Here is a 17,697-nt window from a genome sequence, read left to right as displayed (position 1 = left end):
CAGCTCTGTCGATAAACTATCATAGCTGTCGCACCTGAGGGCGTTGACCATGTCGGACTTTGACAAGCTACTGACCGAGCACGGATTCGCCAACCGGTTCCACCAGTTCCAGAATCTGATGCGGTTCCGGATACGGGAGATATTGCTCGTCTCCAGCTTATATGACTCGTTTATCCTCGAGGAGGACGGGCGACTCTCAGAGATGATCCTCTCCGAGTACCTTGACCTCAATCTGAGCAATGCGCCGGGCATCACACGCGTGTCCACCGGCGCTGAGGCGCTGACCATAGCAGCCGAAGAAGGCCGGTTCGGGCTGATCATCACCACCATGAATCTGGGGGATATGGACGCCGTCGAATTCGCCCGACGGGTCAAGAAAGCCGGACTGGACATTCCGGTCATCATGCTCACCTACGACAACCGTGAACTGATCGAGCTGACCGCGTACCACGATGTCTCGGTGTTCGAGAAGATATTCGTCTGGCAGGGAGATTTCCGCATCCTGATCGCCATGGTGAAATATATCGAGGACAAGCGGAATGTGGATCATGACACCAACGCGGTCGGTGTGCAGTCGATTATCGTCATTGAGGATAATATCAACTACTACTCGTCGTTTCTGCCGCTCATTTACACCGAGCTGTTCAAGCATTCCCAAAGCCTGATGGCCGAGAGTGTCAACCTGTCACACAAGCTCCTCCGCATGCGTGCGCGCCCCAAGATTCTGCTCAGTGCCACCTACGAAGAGGCCTGGCAGTACTATGAAAAGTACCAGGATTGTGTGCTGGGAGTCATCTCGGATATCGAGTTTCCGTTCCGGGGAAACCCGGACCCCGAAGCCGGGATCCGTCTCGCCCGCGAGGTGCGGGCCGCCCATTTTGACATTCCTATACTCCTGCAGTCGGACTCCCCGCAGTTCGAAGGGCGGGCGCGTGAGATCGGCGCCGGATTTTTGTGGAAACGGTCCCCCGTTCTCCTACAGCAGTTGCGCCAATTCATGATCGAGAATTTCAGCTTCGGTGACTTCGTATTCCGACTTTCTGATGGCCGGGCGGTTGGCTATGCCGAAAATCTCCGAGCGCTGGAGGAACAACTGGCCGTGGTACCGGAGGAGTCGATTCAGTACCACGCCGAACGAAACCACTTTTCCAACTGGCTCAAGGCCCGTACCGAGTTCTGGCTGGCACATCAGCTTCGTCCACGCAAGGTGACCGATTTCCCCACCGTCGAAGACCTTCGTCAGGACTTGATCAAGGCGCTTCGTGATTTCCGACGGGAGCGCCATACGGGTACCGTGATGGACTTCGATCCGGACACGTTTGATCCAAACGCCAGTTTTGCCCGTATCGGGTCCGGCTCGCTTGGCGGCAAAGCACGAGGGCTGGCCTTTGTCACCACCCTTTTGAAAAACTTCAAGCTGCACGAACGATTCCCGCGGACGCGTATCGATGTCCCACCGGCGGTGATTGTCGCTACCGACATATTCGACCAGTTCCTCGATCATAACCATCTTCGCGATTGGGCTATCAACGCTGCCAATGACTCAGAGATCAACGACCGGTTCCTGGCGGCGCACTTGCCCGAAGTCGTAACCGCCGACCTGGCCGCATATATCGATATGGTCGACTATCCCCTTGCGGTCCGCTCGTCGAGCCTGCTTGAGGACTCCAAATACCAGCCGTTCGCAGGTATCTACCAGACGTATATGCTGCCGAACAACCATGAGGATCCGGCTGTCCGTCTCCAGGAACTGGTCAGCGCCATCAAACGAGTGTATGCCTCCACGTTTTCGTCCCGGACCAAAGCCTATATCGCCGCCACTCCGTATCGACTCGAAGAAGAGAAGATGGCGGTCATCATACAGAAACTGGTCGGTGTCAGGCACGCTTCACGCTTCTATCCCGACTTCGCCGGCGTCGTGCGCTCGTACAATTTTTATCCGCATCCCCCCATGATCCCCTCTGATGGCATTGCGTCGGTGGCACTCGGTCTTGGGACGACGGTGGTCGATGGCGGCTTCACGATCCGGTTCTGTCCGAAATTCCCACGTCACTTGCTGCAATTCTCCGGAACGGAGGATACCCTGCGCTATTCGCAGCGGGAGTTCTGGGCGCTTGATTTGGGCCGATATGCCGGCAATAGCGACCACACGCGGGAGATCAAACTCACCAGCTATGGGCTGGAATATGCCGAGCAGGATGGTACCCTTCCGCTCGTGGCTTCGACCTATTCTCGTGAAAACGATGCCATTACGGACGGACTCTCGCGCCCCGGCGTGCGGCTGGTGACATTTGCGCCGATTCTCAAAAACGAGCTGTTTCCACTGGCCGAGATCCTCGACCTGATCATGGAAATGGGGCGATGGGGACTCAGTTCGCCCGTGGAAATAGAGTTTGCCGTCAACCACTCGGTGCCACGCGGCACACCGCGCGAGTTCGCGTTTTTGCAGATGCGTCCGCTGGTGACGAGCCGCGAGTTGGAAGAACTCGATGTCGAAAATGTCGAGCCCGAGCGGCTCTTGTGCCAGAGCCCGCAGGTTCTGGGCAATGGGTTGGTGGCAGAGATATATGATCTGGTAGTTGTTGACCCGGATGGATTTCGCCGCGACAAAAGCATGGATGTTGCCCGCGAGGTGAGTCAGTTCAACGCCGACCTGGTGTTGCGCCGCCGCCCCTACGCGTTGATCGGGGTGGGCCGATGGGGCTCAAGCGACCCATGGCTCGGTATTCCGGTGACCTGGGACCAGATTTCGGGTGTACGCGCCATTGTCGAATCAAGTTTCAAGGACTTCAATGTGGCGCCATCGCAGGGGAGCCATTTCTTCCAGAACATAACATCGGCTCGGATCGGTTACTTCAGCGTGAATGCGTTCTCACAGGAAGGGTTTGTGGACTGGGGCTGGTTGCGTCGACAACGTCCCGTGACCAACAAACAGTTCGTCCGCCATTATCGGTTCGATCATCCGGTCGTTATCAAGATGAACGGTCGTACCAACAGGGGCATTATCCTTAAACCGTTCTGACGCGCCTACCACGTGTGAGCAGCATTGTTATCGGACGCGTCGCTTTCACGCCAGACCGGGAGTTTAGCAGTGGGGTTTGGGTCAAACATCTTGAAGATCTATATCGTATAATTGTATTGGCCGTATAACTGCCCTCACACAGACATCTGGCCAATTCCAATCGAACCGCATGGCGTGTAGATATTTGGAGGTACCCAATCATGACCTGTTCGGCACGAAAATGGTCCCATCCGGCGGCACTGATTCTGATGCTGACCGGACTAATGGCGCTTGCTTCATTCCAGCGGCCGGCCTTAGCCTACCCGCCGGCCGTCGGCATTCTGGGCGCATCGAAAGACTGCCTGGGGTGTCATATCGACAACGGTCCCTGGAAGGACGACCCGCGCACGGTGATTGACATCGTTGACAAGAACAGCAAACAGTCCCTGAAACGAGACGATGGGAGTTTCGTCATCGAGGCGAAGCGCGGTTCCGTTAAAACAGTGATGACCATCATTGGACGCGCCGGCGGTGACACCATTGCGGCTCCACAACGCAATGCCTGGCTGTATGTGGATCCGAAGACTAACGGTTCGTCGTCCCTGTCCAAATTTGCTCCGGGTTGGGAGGTCAACCTGCCGATGGCCTGTCGGTTGGTTGGTGACATATTTGAGGGATATGAAAACGCCTCCGTGACGGTGCTTCCCATGACCGTGCGCCCAACCGATGCCGCCCAGAACGCCGACATTCAGTTGCAGGTTATGCTGACCAGCGGTGAATCGGTAAAAGGGAACGCCAAGGCGGGCATGACCGCCAATTACTTCGAGCGGACGGTACGACTTCGCGTTACCGAATAGCAGCAGCGAAGACTACTTGCAGCAGTCGTGCGCGGCAGTGCTGCCGGTCGGCGTGTGAAGCTTGGGGCTCAGATATGGTATGCCGAGCGATGAACCCCTGAGAATGAGCAGAAGAGCAAGCACGACCGCTCCCACGGGCAGAAGGCGAAGAAGATTCTGTCGGATACGGGTGGGAATGACGCTCCCGAAGAGCGATGTTGCGAAGATTGCGGGGTAGGTGCCGAGGCCGAAAAGCAGCATATATAGCGCGCCGCCGGCCGAACTGCCGCTGGCTGCAGCTGCGGCCAGCGCCACATATACGAGTCCGCACGGAAGCAGACCATTCAGCAGACCAATCATGAAAAGGGATGCCTGTGTGTGCGTGCCGAACAACCGCCCCCAGAATCCCCGGATTCGTTCGATCGCGCTATCTACAGGTTGCATCGGCAGCAACTTCCGGGCAAAGCGACTGGGGAGAAACACCCCAAGCAGTATCAATACGCCGGCAACGATAGACAACGACTGCTGGAACCCGGCCAGCGCCACCATCTTGCCCAAAAGCCCGCCAATTGCTCCCAGCACGCCGTACGTGATGATCCGTCCGGTGTTGTACAGCACGCGGCTGACAAGCAGGCCGGTTCGAGATGAAAAGCTGCGCGGAAGAGCCAGCGCGATAGGGCCGCACATACCGATACAGTGCACGCTGCCGAGAAATCCCAGAGCTATGGCCGACCAGAAATACGTATCCATCAATTGCCCCTTTATTCGACCGTTACGCTGCGCTCAATATAGTAGTCAAGACTGTCCATGCGCCAGTCAAGCTTCATTCGCCAGAATCCCGCAATAAGGCGGGGGTCGAGAATTGTCTGCCGGTTTGTCGGGTCCAGCGCGAGCGGCAGAGAGAAGTCCATTCCGGCTCCTGACGGACGGTAGAATCTGATCACACCCGTCACCGCCGACGAATACGCAGGAAACTGTAGCACCAGGAGCCGGGACTCCGACTCGAAGGCAAGAGACGGCTGTTCGGCAAGCGCATTGGTCCGGCGCTGCCTGTCGATCTGCTCCTGATACACCAGCGTCCGTTCATAGTATTCCGGTTCGACCAGATCGAAGTGCTGCAACGATGCATACCCCACGCACGCGAGAACGAACAGGACAAACCCCCCATACAAGGCGGCGATCCCGATCCCCCAGCGGCTTCTTGGTCTGGTTTCGTTCACTGGTTCCTCCGGAGCTCCGGTCCGACAAACGTCGTCCTCACGGATTCAAGCTGCTTGTCCCCCGACATTACCTCGATTGTGATCAGGCTGTTGGCCGTGAACAAGTTGGACTTGGGAATCTCTATCGAAAAGACTGATTCGCGTTGCCCTTGCGGTGGAATGTTCAATTCCGGACCAAGTATTGTTAGCTTGCCGGATACATTCGTCAGCTTCAGCGTCACCGGTAATTGGTCGGCAGTCTTGTTGGTAACGGTGATCGTGTACACGTTGCGAATGTTGCCGTCGCTCAGTTCTTCATACATCGACCCGGTAGCTCGGAGGATGGTTGCCTCCACCGGCGTCCGGAAAATCAATAAAGCGGTGATGACTATCACCAGCACGCTCAGCACCGCAGTATACAATTTCATGCGAGGTGTGAACCGAAGCGGTGTGCCGTGGGCGATGGAATCATATGATGCGTATCGGATCAACCCCGGCGGGAATCCCACTCCGTGCATGGCCCGGTTGCAGACATCGATGCAGGCGGTGCAATTAACACATTCCAGTTGGGTGCCATTGCGAATATCTATACCGGTCGGACAAACCCGCACGCAGGCGCCGCAGTCGATACAGTCCCTTTTACCCACACGCTCCCCGGCGCGCGGTATCGGTCCACGCGGCTCACCACGCTTGAAATCGTATGCCACGACGATCGAATTCGAATCGAGTAGAACTGACTGTAATCGGCCGTACGGGCATACCAGCGTGCACGCCTGCTCCCGGAACCACGAAAAGACCCAGTAGAACACAAGAGAAAAGAGCACCATGAATATGAAGCCCGTGACGTGCTCTGCCGGGGGGGAGGTCACCAGGTCCAGCAGGGCGTCGATGCCGATGAAGTAGGCCAGGAACGTATTGCCGATCAGGAACGCCAGTCCAAAGAAGATGGTGTGTTTGAGGGCTTTCTTGCCGAACTTGGATGAAGACATCGGCGCGCGGTTGAGTTCGCGCTGGCGCGGGCCGGCTCCCTCGATAAGAAACTCAATTTTCCGAAACACCATTTCGAGGAAAACGGTCTGGGGACAGATCCAGCCACAGAACAGACGACCGTACGCGGCGGTGAACAGAATGATGAACACAACCAGGGCGATCGTGCCGAGGACAAACAGATAGATATCCTGTGGCCAGAAGATGAACCCGAGAATGAAGAACTTGCGGTTGATGACATCCAGCTGAAACAGCGGGTTGCCGTGTAACTTGATAAACGGCGCTCCGAACAGAAAGGCCAACAGGAAAATGGCAACAATCGCCCGCGCGCGGTGTAGTTTCCCTTTTGGCTTGGTGGGGTAGACCCAGATCCGGTGGCCGCGTCTGTCGATCGTTGCAAGCGAATCGCGGAATGAGCCGCGTTTGTCGTGCTGTGGTTCCGGCATGGCCTATTCGGTCACCAGCTCCCCCTGCGGTGCCTTGGCGTTTGGCGGCGCCGTGCCGTGCAGGGTGAGAATATAACTGGCTGCCTGCATGATCTCATCCGGTTTGAGCTCGCCGCGCCAGGAAAGCATCCCCTTGGCCGGGACGCCATACTTTATGGTCTTGACCACGTTGCTCATACCGGCGCCATGCAGCCAGTAATCATCAGTGAGGTTAGGCCCGATATTCCCTTCGCCGAGCCGCCCGTGACAGGAGGCGCAGCGTAGCAGAAAAATCTCTTTTCCGTGCTCCAGATTCTCCGGATCGGTAAGCGCGACATAGGTAGTGGTGTCGGTTTCGCGGCGTTCGACTTTGAACGTCACCGCCGCTTTCTTTTTAACGCCTCCCATGAGCGCGTAATCTCGCACCGGGTCATAGACGGGCGGATGATACTCTGATACAAGTCCCATAAACTTGCTCCCGGCCGGTTCGACACGCGTGTAATTGGGGTCCACTTCCTGAAGGTACTCATCGCGGCTCAGATAACCGATAGCGAACACGTGGTAGTACAGCAGGTAGACCGCCGCCCAGAAGATCGTGATGTAGAATAACCAGACCCACCAACGCGGCAGGTCGTTATCGAGCTCGCGAATGCCATCGTATTCGTGGTCGAGCATCAATCTTTCATCAGACATGGCGATCCTCTCTGTGTCTATCGCCCGAAGCGACGGGATCGAGCGGCAGCCGCTCCATGTGAGCCAGATGCCGCCGGTCCATCCGGATCACTCGGATTATGATGGCCACAAAGGCGGCAACGAGTAACAGCATGGCGACGATCGAGTACAGTTCGGACCCCTCGATCTGCCCTATAATATCTTTGAACATGTGTGGTCTCCTTCTCCCTACATCCCGGCCCGTGCGGTCGTTCCGGCTTTTATGTCGGTGCCGAGCCGTTGGAGATACGCTATCAGTGCGATTATTTCGCGATCTGGTTCGCTTGCGATATTCGCCTCTTTCAACCCGGCACTTATCCTGACCGCCTGAGCTGCCAGGTCCTGATTGGCCGTCTTGTCATAGCCCGGCGGATACGGCACTCCCAGTGTTTGCAGCGCTCGGATCTTGGCGGCCGTAGTAGTCGTATCCAACTTGTCTGTCAATAGCCATGGGAACGGCGGCATAATGGAACCGGGAGACATAGAGGTCGGGTCCTTCATATGGTTGTAATGCCAGGCATCCGGGTACTTGCCTCCTTCGCGCTGAAGGTCCGGTCCCGTCCGTTTCGAACCCCATTGGAACGGGTGGTCATAGACATATTCGCCAGCCTTCGAATACTCGCCATATCGTTCTGTCTCCGAGCGGAACGGCCGGATCAACTGCGAATGGCAGGTGTAACAGCCTTCCCGCACATAAATATCCCGCCCTTGAAGTTCCAGCGGCGTATACGGTGTCACCGCAGAGATTGTCGGGATGTTCGACTTGATGAGAAACGTGGGGATCATCTCAATAATGCCCCCGAACAGGATTGCGATCGTGGTGAGCCCCAAGAACAGCACTGGTTTGCTCTCGAGCCAGCGATGACTGACTGCAAGCTTAACGGGCTTTGGATCGCGCAAGATCGCCGGTGCTTCGGCGTTCTCACGTGCTTCGAGCTTTCCCTGCTTGATGGTCTTGACCAGGTTGTACATCATCATGATGACACCCGCGAGGAACAGAGCGCCGCCAATCGAGCGGATCACATACATCGGTATCACCTGAAGTACGGTCTGGAGGAAATTGGGGTACCGCAGCAGCCCCTCCGGCGTGAACTCCTTCCACATAAGCCCCTGTGTGATCCCGGCGAAATACAGAGGCAATGCATAGATGACAATTCCCAAAAACCCAATCCAAAAATGCAGATTCGCCATCTTTTCTGAATACAGATTGGTCCGGTATAGCCTGGGGATGAGCCAGTACAGGATGCCGAACGTCAGAAATCCGTTCCATCCCAGCGCTCCCACGTGGACGTGCGCTATTGTCCAGTCGGTAAAGTGCGACAAGGCATTGACACTCTTGACAGATAGCGTGGGTCCCTCGAATGTCGCCATACCGTACGCTGTCACTGCGACCACCATGAATTTCAATACCGCGCTTTCCCGCACTTTGTCCCATGCGCCGCGGAGCGTCAACAGCCCGTTCAACATGCCGCCCCATGATGGCGCGATCAGCATGATGGAGAATACGGAGCCGAGTGACTGCGCCCAGTCCGGCAGCGCCGAATACAACAGGTGGTGCGGGCCGGCCCAGATATAAATGAATATGAGCGCCCAGAAGTGAACGATCGAGAGCCGGTATGAAAACACCGGGCGGTTTGCTGCTTTCGGCAAAAAGTAATACATCATGCCCAAGTACGGTGTGGTCAGAAAGAACGCCACCGCATTATGGCCGTACCACCATTGCACCAGCGCATCCTGCACCCCCGCATACACCGGATAACTCTTGAGGAACGTGACCGGCAGTTCGAGCGAGTTGACCACATGCAGCACTGTGACCGTCACCCAGGTTGCAATATAGAACCAGACCGCCACGTACATGTGCTTTTCGCGCCGCTTGAGGATCGTGCCGAACATGTTGATGCCGAACACGATCCACACGAGCGCGATGGCGATATCGATCGGCCACTCCAGTTCGGCGTATTCTTTGCTGGTGGTGAATCCGGTCGGGAGTGTCAGCGCCGCGGCCACGATAATTAACTGCCAGCCCCAGAAGTGGATCTTCCCCAGCAGTTCCGAAAACATCGCTGCCTTGCATAGTCGTGGCAGTGAATAGTACACCGACATGAAAATGGCGTTGCCGACAAAGGCGAATATCACCGCGTTGGTGTGCAGCGGTCGAAGATGGGAGAAGGTGGTGATCGCCAGTCCAAGATTCAGTGCAGGGAAGAAGAGCTGGATGGCGATAACGAGCCCAACCAGCATCCCGACTGCGCCCCAGACCATGGTTGCGATCCCGAAATCCCGTACCAGCTTGTTGTCGTACTGAAACGATTCTACAGCCATGTATTGTATCTCCACAGGCGAGTCATTGTATCTTCTTGTTCGTCTCCCCTCCAGGCTTGTCGTCGTCGAACAACATGCGCATCGATGGCGTCACCATGTCGTCATACTGCCCGCTCCGAGCCGCCCACAGGAACGCCACCAGAAATCCGCCGGCTACGAGCACCGATGCCAGGAGGAGCAGAAGTACGACACTCATGTCAACACAACCCTTCTCTTCGGGCTACCAGCCGAGTGGCGATGGTCGAAAATAGTACCACTGAAACGGAACTGATTGGCATGAGCACGGCCGATACCAGTGGCGACAATTTACCACTCACGGCAAAGCCGAGGCCGACAATGTTGTATATCAGTGAGAGGCCGAAAGCCGCGATGATCACGGTGCGCCCCCGCCGCGCCATCGCGAGAAAGCGCGGCAGACTCCCCAGGGAGGAAGCTTCGAGTATCCCATCACACGCCGGGGCAAATGACGATGAATCTTCGGTTACCGCCACGCCGACTGTCGCGGCACGAAGCGCTCCGGCATCGTTGAGACCATCCCCAAGCATCAGTACCTGGCGTCCTCGATCATGCAGCCGACTTATATAGTCAAGCTTGTCGTGCGGCGACTGTTGGAACGATAACTCCGCATTGCTTCCGAGAATGGCGCTCATCCGTTCCCGTTCACGCGAACCATCCCCCGAGAGCAGCGCCAGTCGGTACTCTGCGCCAAGCTCGGCCATAGTCACGTGCACTCCTTCGCGATACACATTCTCAAAGCGATAGTAGCCCAACACGCGACCGTCCACAGAGACGAATGTCACTGACGAGTCAACAGGGGGAGTCACGGGATCGTCGACAGCAGAGCCCTCGCCCTGTACCCAGGAGCGGCTGCCGAGCCGAATCTGTCGACTGTCGACCGTACCCGAAATCCCCTTGCCCGGAATCTCGGCGAAGTCGGTTACCGCTGACTCGATCGAAGCCGGCAGCGTCTGCGCCAAAACGCGGCTGGAGGGGTGCGTGGATTGTCGAGCCAATGCCGCCACACATTTCTTCTGGTACGATGTGAGCGGTACGCCTTCATACGTAACGCTCTGCCGGTCAGCCTGTGTGAGTGTGCCTGTCTTGTCGAATACGATAGTGTCGATCTGCGAGAGATTCTCGATGACCTGCGGTGTTCGCACGAAGAAGCGCTGGTCCCCCCAAATGCGGGCAGCTGTCCCAAGAACAAACGGACTCGCCAGCGCCAATGCACACGGACAGGCAACAATCAACACCGAGGTCACCACGTGGGCAAGACGGGTGGAATCGTGGAATCCCCAGTACACGGCGGCCCCTGCTGCGGTAGCGAGGACCAGGGCTATGAAGTGCTTACCAATACTATTCGCCAATGTGGTCAGACTGGGACGATTGTGTGCTGCCAGGCGACTATCCTGCCACAGTGAGATCAGATAGCTGTCGGAGACTTCGCGAATGACCTCCAGATCGATCGCCTCACCGGTCTGCCTGCCACCGGCATAAACTCTGTCACCAGAGATCAACTCTTTGGGGTGAGATTCGCCGGTGACGAAGCTGTAATCGATACTCCCCTGACCATTGATCAGGACCGCATCGGCCGGCACCAGCTCCTGATTGCGAACGAGTATCCGATCTCCCGGACGCAACTGGGTGATCGGTACCGTGCTCTCGGCATCGCCGGCTCGCTTCACACACGAGATTGGGAAATAGGCGCGATAGTCGCGGTCGAACGAGAGCCGATCGAATGTTTTCTGCTGAAACAACCGACCCAGCAGGAGGAAAAACACCAGACCGGTGAATGAGTCGAGATATCCGGGGCCTATCCCTGCGATGATGTCAAAACTGCTGCGGAGAAACAGCATGCCGATACCCAGCGCGATTGGCACATCGAGATTGATAGTCCGCTGCCTCAGGCCTGTCAAGGCGGAACGGAAATAATCGGCAGACGAATACAACAGGACCGGAATCGCCAGGATAAGACTGGCGATCCTAAACGTGAGGGAGAGGCCTGTTTCCTGTATGCCATCGGAAGACAAATATTCCGGAAAGCTGAACAGCATGATATTGGCGAACGAAAATCCTGCGACGCCGGTCCTGGCGTACAGACGCCAGTTCGTTCTGCGTTCCGGTTTTCGGTCCAGGTTCGCTAACTTGATTTCGGGCTCGTAGCCAAGTCGCGTGAGCAGTTCGACGATCTGCCGGAGACTGATACGCTGCTTATCGAACGTCAGTACCAATCGACGGTCCGGCAGACTGACTTCAGAACGGAGTACACCTGACTCCAGCCGATAGAGGTTTTCGAGCAGCCAGACGCACGAAGCGCAGTGCATCTGCGGGATCGAAAGTGTGATACGGGCGCGAGCCTCACCTGCATAATCGAGCAGTTGGTCTTGAACCTGAGCATCGTCCAGATAGGCGTGACGGCCGGTCCGGTCCGCTGCTGGTCTTACTCCAGGAGCCTGCTCGGCCTGGTAGTATTGACTTAACCGCGCGCCCGACAAAAGCTGGTAAACAGACCGGCACCCGGCGCAACAGAACGAATTGCCGTCCTGCACCGTTGTATCTTGAAGGCAGGGCTGACCGCAGTGGAAACAGGCTGTTTTCTGCTGGGTGGTATTGACTGTCATCGCTTAGTGATTGCCGTTTGTGAAAAAATGTACTAAGTAGTGCGACATAGTCCTTGTTTACTCGTTTTCTGCGGACCAATATAGAGGCGATGTCGGTAGTCGGCAAGGGGTTTTGATACCGAATTCTTACCTGTATCGAGCATGCATAACATAACCGTCCTGACCAGGAACTGTATGGGAACTACGGCGGCTCCGTGCTTTTACTGGACTTGAAAACCAGACATTACCAGTTGACTAAATTGACCTATTTGGTATCTTATGCCCAAGGTATGCTGATCAGCAGACGATATATGCCGCTCCTCAGGACGGCCGTATTCGCAATAGCCGTTGCCATGGTGCTCCCGCTATTTGCGTCGTTCACGCATGTCGGCGATTGCTGTGATGACGATACCACGTGTAACTACCTGACCTGCCGCTGCAACTGTCAAGCGATGACCATCGTCTCCTCACGCATCGAACACTCGAACCAGATCGGTGAGTCGGCTACCATCAAGATCGCTGATAGCTTCGCTCTGATCGAAGAACTCGAAAACAACCCTGACCATCCTCCCCGTTTCTCGGCATAAAGAAACGCATGCCCTTAACCGGGCATAATCCACAACACAAGGAAAATTCTAATCGGTAGTGCGGTCGTTCGCGATTGTCGCCGGTTGATTGTTACATGGAGAAATTGTTACTATGAAACGAACAGGTATTCTTCTGGTCGTGCTGTTGATCGGCATTGGGATCGGCGCGACAGTGACAATGGTAGCTGGAGGGAGCAGGTCTGAGAAGGTTGTCGAGAACCCCGCGGCGGCCCCGTCGAACGATCCTGCCCGGCACGATCCCAAGGAGCTACGGTCGGACAGTTCCGTGAAGGGGTCGGATTGGTGCGTCGAACACCGCGTCCCGGAATCCGAGTGCACCCAGTGCAAACCGAGCCTGATCGCTCAGTTCAAAGCCAGGAACGACTGGTGCAACGAACACAATCTGCCCGAGTCGCACTGCCGGCTGTGCCACCCAGGCCTCTCTTTCCCACAAGAGAAAGCGAACGGCACCGAGGCGAGTCTCCAAACGGAAACACATGAAATTGCCGCTGACTGGTGCGCAGAACACCTGGTCCCGGAATCCGAGTGCACCCAGTGTCATTCCGACCTGATCGCCGCCTTCAAGGCCAAAGGTGATTGGTGTAATGAGCATCAGCTTCCGGAGTCGCACGACCGACTCTGCAACCCCAAGCTGGCGTTTCCGCAGGAACCCAAGTCGGATGCTTCCCTGACCGAGACCAGCAGACCATCGGTCTTCTTCCCCAGGAACAAAGCAAAATGTACCACCGACGACGCCATCATTCAATTTGCTTCAGCCGAAACCGCTGAACGGGCCGGAATTGATGTCGTTCCCGCAATCGACGTGGCGGTATCGGTCTCGATCGATGCTCCGGCGGAAATCGTATTCGACGAAACGAAATCGTATGCCGTCACGACCACGATTCCGACAACGGTCGTGCGCTGGCTGGCTGAGCCGGGCCAGCGGCTCGAAAGGGGTCAGCCGCTGGCATTGCTGGAATCGCCCGACATGCCCAGGCTTCAAGCGGATTACCTGGAGGCTGCAGCCGATGCCGACGTGAAAACACAGGAGAAGGACCGTGCCGACAGCTTGAAACAGCGAGAACTCATTTCCGCCGCAGAGCATCAGCGAATCGACGGAGAGAGCAAAGGAGCGCAAGCGCACCTGGCGGGTACATTGGGTCTGCTCAAGTCGGCCGGGCTCAACGACGAGGATATAACCATTCTTGAGAACGGCAAGAAGATTTCCTCGCGATTCCTGTTGAGGGCAGCGGTTGACGCGTCGCTGCTTGACCGCAGTGCGCCGCTCGGGGGGCTACTGCAACCCGGATCGACCATCGCTCTCATCGGGGATCCGTCGGCGTTGTGGATTGAAGCTAACGTGAGTGAATCAGATCTCCCCGCATTCAAGACCTATCAGCCGGTTGAATTCGCTGCTGATGGCGATGCCCTTAATCGCGTCACCGGCCGTGTGATCTGGGTCTCCCAATTCATCGATCAGCAAACAAGAACTGCTACGATCAGGGCCGAAGTGATCGGCAATGCTGGAGAGCTTCAAGCTCACAGCTTCGGCCGACTGGTCCTGCCCGTTTCCGCTACAACGACGCAGGTTGCGGTTCCTCGTGATGCCGTGCAATGGGAAGGGTGTTGTAATGTCGTATTTGTCCAGGAGGCAATCGGTCGCTATCGTCCCCACAAGGTTACGCTTTCGCGCGGCGACCGCGGCATGTACAACGTCTCATCTGGCCTGAAAGAGGGCGACATGGTGGTAGTAAATGGGAGTTATCAGCTTAAGACAGAATTGCGCAAGGGTAGCCTCGGCGCCGGTTGCTGCGATGTCGGCGGCAAGTCATGAGTTGCCATGCTCGAAAAGCTTGTTGATCTTGTTATAAGGCGCCGCATTGTCGTGCTGTGCCTGGCCGTCATCCTGGTCATTCTGGGTGTCTCGGCTTTCATCAATCTGCCGTTCGATGCATTTCCTGACACAACGCCGGTCATGGTACAGGTGAACGTGTCAGCCGAGGGCTGGTCTCCCGAAGAATTGGAGCGGCAGGTAACCTTTCCGATTGAGCGCGAACTCTCCGGGTTGACCGGGCTGACCGAAGTTCGCTCGATCTCGAAATTTGGTCTTTCGCAGGTTACGCTGGTGTTCAGTGACGCTGTCGATATTTACCTGGCACGCCAACAGGTGACTGAGCGATTGGTTAGCGTCGAACTGCCCGACGGCATTCCGGCACCAAAACTCGGCCCCATCTCGACCGGTCTCGGTGAGATCTTTCAATACGTAGTGATCGGCAAGACGGCCGATCCCACCGACCTCCGTACTGTACAGGATTGGATCATCAGACCGCAGCTGCAATCGGTCCCGGGCGTCGCCGAGGTCAACAGCTGGGGCGGCTACGAGAAGCAGTACCAGGTTGTGGTCGATCCCAACAGGCTCATGCACTATGGCCTGAATTTGGCCGCGGTGGTTACGATACTCCGTGACAATCTTGGTAACGTCGCGGGTGGTCAGATGGTACGCGGCGGCGAACAAATGGTGGTCCGTGGGGTGGGAACAGTGAGCCGTCGCGAACAAATCGAGTCGCTCGTGGTCGATACTCGCAACGGCGTGCCGATCCGCATCAGCGACTTTGCCGATGTGATTGTCGGTCACGAGATTCGCCGTGGCGCTGCAACCTATCAGGGCACTGGTGAAGCAGTCCTAGGGTTGGGATTTCTGATCACTGGCCAGAATTCCCACGAGGTGGCTCAGCGCCTGTCAAAACAGCTCGAGGAAGTCAAAGCGAGTCTGCCCGCCGACGTCGAAGTGAAGCCGGTGTATGTGCGTACAGATTTGGTTGACCACGTGCTCAAGACTGTGGAGCACAACTTGCTTTTCGGAGCCGTGCTGGTTATCACCATCCTCTTCGTGTTTTTGGGCAACGTGAGGGCCGGACTGATCGTTGCATCGGCTATTCCCCTCTCGATGCTGTTTGCCTTCGACGTGATGTCTCGCGTGGGGATTATAGGCAGTCTCATGAGCTTGGGCGCGATTGATTTCGGCCTGGCGGTCGATAACGCCGTAATTCAGGTTGAAAATACCGTGCGACGTCTGGGTCACATGACCGCACACGTGTCACGTCTTGACATTATCAAACAAGCAATTATGGAAGTACGTAAGCCGACCCTTTTTGGCGAACTCATTGTTATACTCGTTTACCTGCCCATTCTGACTCTTCAGGGCGTCGAAGGAAAACTCTTTCGCCCGATGGCCCTGACGGTTGTATTCGTGCTGGTTGGCTCACTCATAATGTCCTTCACCGTTATTCCGGCGCTGATCGCCACAATGCTGACCAAACCGATCAAAGAGCGCGAACCGATTGTCGTGCGCCTGGCTCAGCGCTTATATCGCCCGGTACTCGATTGGGCCATCAAGTATCGACTGATGGTTGTTGGGGCGTCAATTGTCGCGCTCGGCTTAGGGACAGTCGCCTTCAATCATATCGGAACGGAGTTCATACCGCGACTCAGCGAAGGTAGTATCGTCATCAACACGATTCGCTTGGCCGGGGTCGCCGTCGAACAGTCTACTGACGATAACACCCGTATCGAACGGATTCTGCTGCGAAAATTTCCAGACGAAATTGATCATATCTGGTCGCGTTCCGGCAGCGCCGAGCTGGCGACCGATCCCATGGGCCTCGAACTGACTGACATCTTTCTCACTCTCAAGCCGCGGGATCTTTGGAAGCGAGTCAAAACGCAGGACGAGTTGGTCGCGGCCCTCGATGTCGAACTTTCCGACCTTCCTGGTCAAAACCGCGTCTTCACGCAACCGATTGAGATGCGTGTCAACGAAATGATCGCCGGCATACGCGGAGATATCGGCATCAAGCTGTTCGGCGATGATCTGAAAGTGCTTGAGGAAAAAGCCGAGGAGATCGCCACGCTGGCGAAGACGCTACGCGGCAGCGCTGATGTTTCCGTCGAACAGTTGACGGGCCAACCCTCGTTTCAGTTGGTTGTCGACCGGGAGCGGTTGTCCCGGCTCGGCGTCCCGGCCTCTGAAGTCCTGACCTACGTTCAAAGCATCGGCGGTATCCATGTCGGCGAAGTCTATGAAGGCCAGCGGCGCTTCGATCTGGCGGTGAAGATGGATTCATTGTATGCCTCGGTGCCTGAAGACGTGCAGCGGATCCCGCTTCGATCAGGCGATGTGCAAATGACGCTGGATCGCGTGACTATTCCTTCCCTTGCCCCTGGCTACTCGACCATCTCGCGCGAGTGGGGCAAACGGAGGGCCGTTATACAGTGTAACGTCCGCGGACGCGATGTCGGGTCATTCGTGCAGGAACTGCGAGAACGGATCGCCAAGGACATCAAGTTCGAACCTGGTTACTATGTGCGTTTCGGTGGACAATTCGAAAATCTAATCCGCGCGCAGCGCCGTCTGGCAATCGTCGTCCCGCTGGCGCTGTTCTTGATTTTCGGACTGCTGTATTGGACCTATTCATCTTTTCGCGACGCCATTCTCATTTTCACAGGTGTGCCGTTAGCGGCATTGGGTGGTGTAATTGCATTAATCGTTCGCGGCATGCCGTTCTCAATCTCGGCTGGTGTCGGCTTTGTCGCCCTCTCAGGCATAGCGGTGCTCAATGGTCTGGTACTGGTATCTCAGATTAAACGCCTACGATCCGAGGGAATGGAACTGCAGATGGCCATTCGCGAAAGCGGGCTGGCGAGATTGCGCCCGGTGCTGATGACAGCTCTGGTGGCGGCCTTTGGGTTTATACCGATGGCGTTGTCGAATGGCGTTGGCGCGGAAGTGCAGCGGCCGCTGGCGACCGTGGTCATTGGCGGCATCATTACCTCCACCGCTCTCACGCTGGTTGTGTTGCCGGCGTTGTACTCAGTGTTTGGCCGACGAAGTGCGGCCGAGCGCTAGAACCTATCTCAAAATTGCTTTAGCAGGATGAGGGTACAGGCGAGTTGTTGTCCGCTATCGAGAAATCGGACCTCGTAAAGAATCCGGAAGCGGTCGAGGCGGTCAACGCCAGAGAGATTCGCC

General features: G+C 56.4%; 13 protein-coding genes. 5 read left to right on the top strand and 8 right to left on the bottom strand.

What is annotated here, in order from left to right; all coding sequences use genetic code 11:
* The first annotated feature begins 49 nt into the window (after positions 1–49).
* Entirely contained in the window at positions 50–3,022 is a 2,973-nt protein-coding gene (locus tag AB1644_04980) for a PEP/pyruvate-binding domain-containing protein (GenBank protein MEW6050400.1), read from the top strand.
* 200 nt (positions 3,023–3,222) lie between these two features.
* Positions 3,223–3,858: a hypothetical protein gene (locus AB1644_04975; protein ID MEW6050399.1), complete on the top strand. Its 636-nt coding sequence runs from the start codon at positions 3,223–3,225 to the stop codon at positions 3,856–3,858.
* 12 nt (positions 3,859–3,870) lie between these two features.
* Here AB1644_04975 and AB1644_04970 read toward each other — a convergent pair whose 3' ends face one another.
* Genes AB1644_04970 through AB1644_04935 form a run of 8 tightly spaced genes read right to left on the bottom strand, consistent with a single transcriptional unit; the run spans position 3,871 to position 12,102 of the window.
* The gene (locus tag AB1644_04970) at positions 3,871–4,587 is read right to left on the bottom strand and encodes a sulfite exporter TauE/SafE family protein (GenBank protein MEW6050398.1); all 717 of its coding nucleotides are present in this window, start codon (positions 4,585–4,587) and stop codon (positions 3,871–3,873) included.
* 11 nt (positions 4,588–4,598) lie between these two features.
* Positions 4,599–5,057: a FixH family protein gene (locus tag AB1644_04965; protein MEW6050397.1), complete on the bottom strand. Its 459-nt coding sequence runs from the start codon at positions 5,055–5,057 to the stop codon at positions 4,599–4,601.
* On the bottom strand, positions 5,054–6,469 hold the full coding sequence (ccoG, locus tag AB1644_04960; protein ID MEW6050396.1) for a cytochrome c oxidase accessory protein CcoG: 1,416 nt from the start codon (positions 6,467–6,469) through the stop codon (positions 5,054–5,056). The genes AB1644_04965 and ccoG overlap by 4 nt, the downstream gene beginning before the upstream one ends.
* Positions 6,470–6,472: 3 nt before the next feature.
* Positions 6,473–7,141 carry a cbb3-type cytochrome c oxidase N-terminal domain-containing protein gene (locus AB1644_04955; protein ID MEW6050395.1) on the bottom strand — a complete coding sequence of 223 codons (669 nt, stop codon included), beginning with the start codon at positions 7,139–7,141 and terminating at the stop codon, positions 6,473–6,475.
* The gene (locus tag AB1644_04950; GenBank protein MEW6050394.1) at positions 7,134–7,331 is read right to left on the bottom strand and encodes a cbb3-type cytochrome c oxidase subunit 3; all 198 of its coding nucleotides are present in this window, start codon (positions 7,329–7,331) and stop codon (positions 7,134–7,136) included. Before AB1644_04950 ends, AB1644_04955 begins: the two co-directional genes overlap by 8 nt.
* Positions 7,332–7,348: 17 nt before the next feature.
* On the bottom strand, positions 7,349–9,481 hold the full coding sequence (gene ccoN, locus AB1644_04945; protein MEW6050393.1) for a cytochrome-c oxidase, cbb3-type subunit I: 2,133 nt from the start codon (positions 9,479–9,481) through the stop codon (positions 7,349–7,351).
* Positions 9,482–9,503: 22 nt separating this feature from the next.
* Positions 9,504–9,677, bottom strand: a complete 174-nt coding sequence (ccoS, locus tag AB1644_04940) for a cbb3-type cytochrome oxidase assembly protein CcoS (protein ID MEW6050392.1) — start codon at positions 9,675–9,677, stop codon at positions 9,504–9,506.
* 1 nt (position 9,678) lies between these two features.
* On the bottom strand, positions 9,679–12,102 hold the full coding sequence (locus AB1644_04935) for a heavy metal translocating P-type ATPase metal-binding domain-containing protein (protein ID MEW6050391.1): 2,424 nt from the start codon (positions 12,100–12,102) through the stop codon (positions 9,679–9,681).
* A gap of 290 nt (positions 12,103–12,392) precedes the next feature.
* On the opposite strand from AB1644_04935, the gene AB1644_04930 reads away from it, so the two are divergent.
* From AB1644_04930 to AB1644_04920, 3 genes are all read left to right on the top strand, one after another.
* A complete protein-coding gene (locus AB1644_04930) occupies positions 12,393–12,668 on the top strand; it encodes a hypothetical protein (protein MEW6050390.1) in 276 nt (91 codons plus the stop codon).
* 112 nt (positions 12,669–12,780) lie between these two features.
* Positions 12,781–14,502 carry an efflux RND transporter periplasmic adaptor subunit gene (locus AB1644_04925; GenBank protein MEW6050389.1) on the top strand — a complete coding sequence of 574 codons (1,722 nt, stop codon included), beginning with the start codon at positions 12,781–12,783 and terminating at the stop codon, positions 14,500–14,502.
* A 6-nt stretch (positions 14,503–14,508) separates the two neighbouring features.
* Positions 14,509–17,574 carry a CusA/CzcA family heavy metal efflux RND transporter gene (locus AB1644_04920; GenBank protein ID MEW6050388.1) on the top strand — a complete coding sequence of 1,022 codons (3,066 nt, stop codon included), beginning with the start codon at positions 14,509–14,511 and terminating at the stop codon, positions 17,572–17,574.
* Positions 17,575–17,697 lie beyond the last annotated feature (123 nt).

The organism is Candidatus Zixiibacteriota bacterium, from assembly GCA_040753875.1.
Lineage (GTDB): Bacteria > Zixibacteria > MSB-5A5 > GN15 > FEB-12 > DATKJY01.
This window is presented reverse-complemented; position numbering and strand designations above follow the sequence as displayed.